This window comes from bacterium (genome assembly GCA_024228115.1).
GTDB lineage: Bacteria > Myxococcota_A > UBA9160 > UBA9160 > UBA6930.
In genome coordinates, this window is the sequence record JAAETT010000338.1 from 1 (window position 1) to 7249 (window position 7249).

The following is a 7249-nucleotide window of genomic DNA, read 5'->3' on the forward strand; positions in this document are numbered from 1 at the left end:
CGAGGCACGCCCCGAATTTGCGCCGAGGACCGAGCCTCATCCACCGTAAGCGACATCCGTCAGGATCAATCGCCGCACAGCACCCTGGAACCATCGAAAGTCAGCTTCTCAACTGATTTTCATGCATAGTCCGGGCTAGTGTCCCGCCCCAGCCCCAAGCTCCTATGGCCCCTCGCCATCCTCGCGGTGGGCGCCGTCGCCATCGCGGCCCTGATCGCCTCGCGCCCCGAAGTCGAGCTCAAGCCCCCCGAGGAGGCCACGCCGCTGGTGCGGGTGGTGGAGGCCAAGCCCACCGCCTGGCGCTTCATCGTACGCAGCCAAGGCACGGTCGAGCCGCGCAACGAAAGTGAGTTGGTTCCCCAGGTCGCTGGCGAGGTCGAGTGGATCTCCCCGGCGCTGGCTTCTGGCGGATTCTTCGCTGAAGGCGATCCGCTCGTGCGCATCGAGCCCGCCGACTACCACGTCGCGCTCGCCACTGCGCGTGCAGTGCTTGCGCGGGCCAAGAGCGAGAACCAGCGCGCGAAGACGGAGATCACCCGGCAGGGCACCCTCAAAGAGAAGGGTGTGGCTTCGCAGGCGCGCGTCGACGATGCGGAGAATGCGGCTCGAGTCGCTGCGGCGGCGCTCGACGAGGCGAAGGCGCGGCTCGAGCGTGCGGAGCGCGATCTGGTGCGTACGACCCTGCGGGCACCCTTCGAGGGCCGGGTGCGCAGCGAGCGCGTGGATGCGGGGCAGTTCGTGAATCGGGGAGAGAGCATCGCCACGCTGTATGCGGTCGACTTTGCGGAGGTATCGCTGCCGGTGCCTGATCGTGAGCTTCGCTACGTGGACGTTCCGCGAAGCCCGAAGCGACACAGCGAGGGAACGGGCGCTGAAGACGCGCTCCCGGCGAGCGGCCCCGAGGTGGTACTGCGCGCCGAGTTCGCGGGTAGCGAGCAGGCTTGGCAGGGTCGCGTGGTGCGCACCGCGGGCGAGATCGACCCGCAGACGCGCATGGTGCAAGTCGTGGCCCGGGTCGCCGACCCGTACGGCCTGCACGCCGAGACCGAGCCGGTACCCCTGGCCGTGGGGCTCTTCGTTCGCGCTGAGATCCAGGGTCGTCTGGCCGACGACGTCTTCGTGCTGCCCCGGGCCGCTCTCCGATCGGGTAATCCGATGGACCCGAACGCGCCCGAAGAGGTCTACGTGGTCGACGCCGAAGGGCGCCTGCACATCCGCCCGGTCGAGGTGATTCGCACCGAGCCCGAGGTGGCCGTGGTAGGTGCCGGCCTGGTCGCCGGCGACCGGATCTGCATCTCTCCGCTGCGTGCGGTGGTCGAGGGCATGCGCGTGCGTGTGGCCGGCAACTCCAGCGCTGAAGAGCCGTCAGCCGCGGGTACCAACGAGCCGGAAGCAGCCCATGCGCCAGTCGTAGAGGCGCCCGCTTCATGACCCGCGTGATCGCCTGGTTTGCCAGGAACCACGTTGCCGCCAACCTGCTGATGGCACTCCTCGTGGTGGGTGGCCTCGCCTCGCTACCGCTCACCAACCAGAAGACCTTCCCCGACCTCGAGATCGACGTGATCTCGATCGGCGTGCCATTCCTCGGTGCGACGCCTGAGGAAGTCGAGGAAGGTGTCTGCGTACGCATTGAGGAAGAAATCCAAGGCCTCTCGGGCGTGGAGAAGATCACCTCGAGCGCCGCCGAGGGGAACTGCGGCGTCTCGGCCGAGTTGATTGCTGGCTACCCGATCGATCGCGCGATCACCGAGATCAAGAACGAGGTGGATTCGATCACCACCTTCCCGGAAGACACCGAACGCCCCGTGGTCTCGCATTTCGAGATCCGCAGAAACGCTTTGCAGATCGCGGTCTCGGGCAATCTCTCGGAGCGTGCGCTCAAGACCTTTGGCGAGCGGGTGCGCGATGAGATCTCGGCGCTGGAGGGCGTGACCCAGGTCGAGCTTGCGGCTTCTCGGCCGTACGAGATCTCGATCGAGGTGCCCGAGGATTCGCTACGGCGTCACGGCATCGGCTTCGATGATGTCGTACGCGCCGTCTCGCGCGGGTCGCTGGATCGCCCGGGGGGTTCGATCAAGACCGCGGCCGGCGAAGTGCTGCTGCGCACCAAGGGCCAGGCCTACCTCGGGCAGGAGTTCGAGGAGATCGTCGTCCTTACCCGTCAAGACGGTACGCGTCTGATGCTGAGCGACGTGGCCAATGTGGTCGACGGCTTCGACGAAGAGGAGGTCTCGGCTCGTTTCAACGGCGAGCCGGCGGTGCTGATTACCGTCTATCGAGTGGGCGACCAGAAGGTGCTCGAGCTGGTGGAAACGGTGAAGGCCTACGTCGAGGATGCCCGCTTTCGTCTACCCGAGGGCGTCTCGCTCACCGTGTGGCGCGACGATTCCGAGGTGCTGCGCGATCGGCTGCGCATCCTGATCGACAATGGTCGCGCGGGCTTCCTGCTGGTGTTCGTGTTGCTCGCACTCTTCCTGCGCCTTCGGCTCGCCTTCTGGGTTTCCATTGGCGTGCCGATCGCCTTCGCGGGCGCGCTCGCCCTGTTCCCCATTCTCGACATCTCGATCGACGTGATCTCGCTATTCGCGTTCATCCTCGTGCTCGGCATCCTGGTCGACGACGCGGTGGTGATCGGTGAGAACGTCCACCGCCATCAAGAGAAGGGTGAAGATCCACTCCAATCCGCCATCCAGGGTGCCCAGGAAGTGGCGATCCCGGTGATCTTCGGCGTGCTGACGACGGTGACGGCATTCCTGCCGATGATCCTCTCGCCTGGTCCCTTCGGCCAGGTCTTCGGTGCCATCGGTTTCGTGGTGATCGTGTGTTTGTTCCTCTCGCTGGTGGAGTCGCAGCTCGTGCTGCCAGCTCATCTGGGCCATATGAAGCTCGAGCGGGGCGAGGAAGCGGAAGAGAAACTGAAGGGAGACTCGATCTCTGCGCGCTGGCGGCGGCTCCAGGCGCGGCTCGCCGGCAGTCTCGAACGCTTCGCCAATCGCCGGTATCGCCCGGCACTCGATTTCGTTCTCCAGTGGCGTTATGCGACACTGGCAACCGGCGTGGCCGTACTTGCCTTCACCGTCACCTATGTCGGAACGGGCCGCATGAAGTTCTCGTTCTTTCCGCCCGTCGAGAGCGACTACGTCTCGGCCCGCCTCGTCATGCCGCTCGGCACGCCAGCCGCGGCTACCGCCCGGGCGGTTGAGCAGCTGGAGGCCGCCGCCATCGAACTCCAGGCCCAGCTCGAGGCCGAGACGGGCACGACCATCGTCGAGAACGTGTTCTCCTCGGTTGGGCAGCAGCCCTCGAGCAGCGGTGGCCGCCCGAGGTTGACGGGCATTGCCGGGGGTGACAGCCATCTGGGCGAGGTCTCCATCGAGCTACTGGGAGGCGACGTGCGCCCCCTCGCGTCCAAGGAGGTGGCACGCCGCTGGCGAGAGTTGACGCCGCAGATCCCCGACGTGGACGAGCTCGTCTACGCCTCTGATCTCTTCAGCGTGGGCAACCCCATCGATCTGCAGCTCTCCTCGCCCGACGTAACAGGCCTCGAAGAAGCCGCCGAGCGCCTGAAGAGCAAGCTGGCCGAGTACCCCGGGGTCTTCGACATTGCCGACAGCTTCCAAGCCGGCAAGCGGGAGATCAAGCTCTCGCTCTTGCCGACGGCGGAACCGCTCGGCCTCACCCTCGATGATCTCTCGCGTCAGGTGCGCCAGGCCTTCTACGGCGAAGAGGCGCAGCGCATCCAGCGCGGCCGCGACGACATCCGGGTGATGGTGCGCTACCCGCGAGGCCAGCGTCGTTCGCTCGAAGACCTCCAGAACCTGCGCATCCGGGCGCCGGGTGGCGGTGAGGTGCCCTTCTACGCCGTGGCCAAGGCGGACTACGGCTTTGGCTTCGCGACCATCAAGCGGGCCGATCGAAGCCGGGTCATCAACGTGACCGCCGACGTCGACCAGACCGAGGGCAACGCCAACGCGGTGCTCGCCGACCTGCGCCGCGGCTTCCTGCCGATGCTGCTCGGCGAGTATCCCGGCTTGCGCTACGGCCTCGAGGGTGAGCAACGTGAGCAGCAGAAGATGATCGCGTCTCTGATGCGAAACTTCGGATTTGCACTGGTCGTCATCTACGCCTTGTTGGCGGTTCCGCTTCGGTCCTACGGCCAGCCCTTCATCATCATGGCGGTGATCCCTTTCGGCATCGTGGGCGCGATCTTTGGCCACCGGGTGATGAGCGCCTTCGCACCGGCGCTGGGCAACCTCTCGATGATGAGTGTCTTCGGCGTCGTCGCGTTGTCCGGCGTCGTGGTCAACGCGAGCCTCGTGCTGGTGCACTACATCAACACGTGCCGCGCCAGGGGCCTCTCCGTGAAGGCGGCCGTGCGCGAGGCCGGCGTGGCGCGCTTCCGGCCGATCGTGCTGACCGCCATCACGACCTTTGCCGGTCTGGCTCCGCTCTTGACCGAGGGCAGCTTGTCGGCCCAGTTCCTGATCCCCATGGCAACGTCGCTCGGCTTCGGCGTGATCTTCGCCGCGGTGATTTCGCTGCTGCTGGTCCCCGCGTCGTACCTGATCCTCGAGGATCTCGGCCGCCTGCTGAGGCGCGATGCACTGACGGTGGAAGAAGAGACGAAGCGCGCAGGTGCGGAGCCCGTATCGGCGGGGCGCTGAGATGGGGGACGCTCGCTCCAGCCGGAATCCCTGGAACTAGCGTGCAGCGTCGGGAGCCTTGGGATCGGCAGCCTCTTCACTGAGGCGCTGCCAACGGAAGGGCGAGGCCAGGTTCGCCCAGAAGCCCATGGGGAAGCCAGGCAGGTCTCCGATTCCAATCGCCTCGGGCGGATCGCGATCGTCGGGCAGGAAGCGCGTTCCAAGGATCACATCCCAAAGAATCAGGTTGCCCCCGTAGTTCGTATTCGCCTCTTCGATGTTCTTCGAGTGATGCCAGCGGTGGAGCTCGGCCATACTGAAGATCCAATTCAGTGGCCCGATCCGAACCGGCAGATTCGAATGCTGATACGCGCCATGGATCGCCGAGAAGAGATTCATCAGGGCGAAGATCGGGAGACCCGCGCCGAGTATGGCCAGCGGGACCATCTTCAGGGTCCCGACCGCAAACAGGTCGATCGGATGGAAGCGAGCGGCGTTCAGCCAGTAGAGCCGGGGGGCGCTGTGATGGGTGGCGTGGATGGGCCACAGCCACGGCACCTCGTGCCAGATCCGGTGGAAGGAGTACTCGACGAATTCTGCGATGAACAGGGCCGGAATCAGTTGCGCGACCAGGGGCCAATCCGACGGCCATAGCCCGCTGCCGACTGCGTCCGAGAGCGCCGCTGCCGCGACTGCGATCGCTGCCCAGAGCATGGGGGAGAGCATTCCGCCGAGCAGCCCGTTGGTGATCGCCAGGCCGATGTCCGTCCGTAGATCGCCGCGGGAGCGGAGCCAGCTTCGATGCAGTGGCCAGAGTTGCTCCGCCACTGCGATCCAGGCGTAGCCTGCGACGATCAGCCCGAGGGTCGCGAGATTGGGGTCGATGCCTCGGTGAATCGCCAGGATCGCGGCCCCGACCGTGAGGCTGATCAGGACCGGGAAGCCCGCTACTGCGAGTACGGCTTCGAAGCCTTCGAAATGGCGGCGCCCAGGCTCGGAGCCGGGAATCCGTTCGTTGGGAGCTGCATCAGGAGAGTGTTCGACCGACATCGCCTCCCAACATACACCGATGGCCGTGCCCCGGCCCGATGGGGCATCCTCATGGCCCACCGACCACGAAGTCCCCGTGCCTGCAGGGGCCGCGGCGGCCTTGCGGATCGCTTCTTCCTCGAGGCGAATGGCAGTTCGAGACGAGATGGATATAATGACACGAGACATGCCAATATAAAGATCCTCGTTCGGTTGGGGAGTTCCATTCGCAACGAGGCAACGTGATCTGCTCGAATGAATCTTTCAGATCGAGTGCAGACGGAGCGAAGGGACGAGAATCATGGGACTGATCCTGTCCGAAGACCAACTGATCCTGCGCGATATGGCGAAGAGCTTCTGCGACGAGAAGTCGCCCATCGAGCGCATGCGCCAGCTTCGCGATACCCAAGACGAAACCGGCTTCACGCGGGAACTCTGGAAGGAAATGGGAGAGCTCGGCTGGATCGGCATCCTGTTTCCCGAAGCGCTCGGCGGGGCCGACATGGGTCATGGCGAGCTTGGTGTCGTACTCGGAGAATGCGGGCGCGTGTTGGCACCAGAGCCCTTCATGTCGACCGTGCTACTTGGTGGCAATGCAATCTTGTTAGGCGGAAGCGAGCCGTTGCAGAAGGAATTGCTTCCCGACGTGTGCGACGGGAATCGGATTCTCTGTCTGGCCTTTCAGGAGCACGGTCGTTTCGCACCTTATGCAATCGAGACCAGTGCTACACGCGACGGTGACAGTTTCCGGGTTCGGGGAGAGAAGCAGTTCGTGCTCGATGGCCACATGGCCGACCAGATCGTCGTCGTCGCCCGAACGGCGGGAGGCGCAGGCGAGCGGGATGGCTTGACCCTTCTGGTCCTGGATGCCGAAACGAGCGGCGTTTCGATCCAGCGCACCGAGATGATCGACGGCCGCAACGCAGCACGCATCACGTTTGATGATGTGGTCGTCGATGCTGCCCGAATCCTCGGTGAGACCGACGGTGGGGCCGACATCCTGGATCCGGTCTTTGACCGCGCGACGATTGGGCTTTGTGCCGAAATGCTCGGCAGCTTCGAAGAAGCCTTCGAGCGCACCCTCGAATATCTGAAGACCCGCGAGCAGTTCGGGGTCAAGATCGGAACATTCCAGGGGCTGCGTCACCGCGCCGCACAGATGTTCGGAGAACTCGAATTCGCACGCTCCGTCGTGCGCGATGCGCAAAGCTCGATCGATGACGGCCGGGATGACGTCGCAGAATGTGCGAGTGGCGCAAAGGCGCGTTGTTCGGACGTTGCGAATCTGATCGGTGGCGAGGCGGTCCAGATGCACGGTGGCATCGGGATGACGGACGAAGAGGAGATCGGACTCTTCTTCAAGCGCCTCAAAGCGGCCGAATTCACCCTCGGTGATGGCATCTACCACCGCAACCGATACGCCAGCCTGCGCGGCTACTAGCCCCAATCCGTCATTGGATCCGGGCCCCTGAGGGTATCGGTCCGGGTCAGGCGGCGAGTTGTTCGATGGCCCGATTGAATCGTTGGCGGGTGGAGGCCTCGGCAGCGATCCGCAGCTCGGCGCGCCCCTGAGGCCG

Annotated in this window: 4 protein-coding genes; 3 read left to right on the top strand and 1 reads right to left on the bottom strand. The window is 64.9% G+C overall.

The features are described from left to right. The first annotated feature begins 138 nt into the window (after positions 1-138). Positions 139-1431 carry an efflux RND transporter periplasmic adaptor subunit gene (locus GY937_15015; GenBank protein MCP5058015.1) on the top strand — a complete coding sequence of 431 codons (1293 nt, stop codon included), beginning with the start codon at positions 139-141 and terminating at the stop codon, positions 1429-1431. After that, positions 1428-4664 carry an efflux RND transporter permease subunit gene (locus tag GY937_15020; GenBank protein ID MCP5058016.1) on the top strand — a complete coding sequence of 1079 codons (3237 nt, stop codon included), beginning with the start codon at positions 1428-1430 and terminating at the stop codon, positions 4662-4664. Before GY937_15015 ends, GY937_15020 begins: the two co-directional genes overlap by 4 nt. A 36-nt stretch (positions 4665-4700) precedes the next feature. Here GY937_15020 and GY937_15025 read toward each other — a convergent pair whose 3' ends face one another. Beyond that, positions 4701-5861, bottom strand: a complete 1161-nt coding sequence (locus tag GY937_15025; GenBank protein ID MCP5058017.1) for a sterol desaturase family protein — start codon at positions 5859-5861, stop codon at positions 4701-4703. Between the two features lie 112 nt (positions 5862-5973). On the opposite strand from GY937_15025, the gene GY937_15030 reads away from it, so the two are divergent. Beyond that, positions 5974-7113, top strand: coding sequence for an acyl-CoA dehydrogenase (locus tag GY937_15030; protein ID MCP5058018.1), 1140 nt, complete (start codon positions 5974-5976; stop codon positions 7111-7113). Positions 7114-7249: the final 136 nt, after the last annotated feature.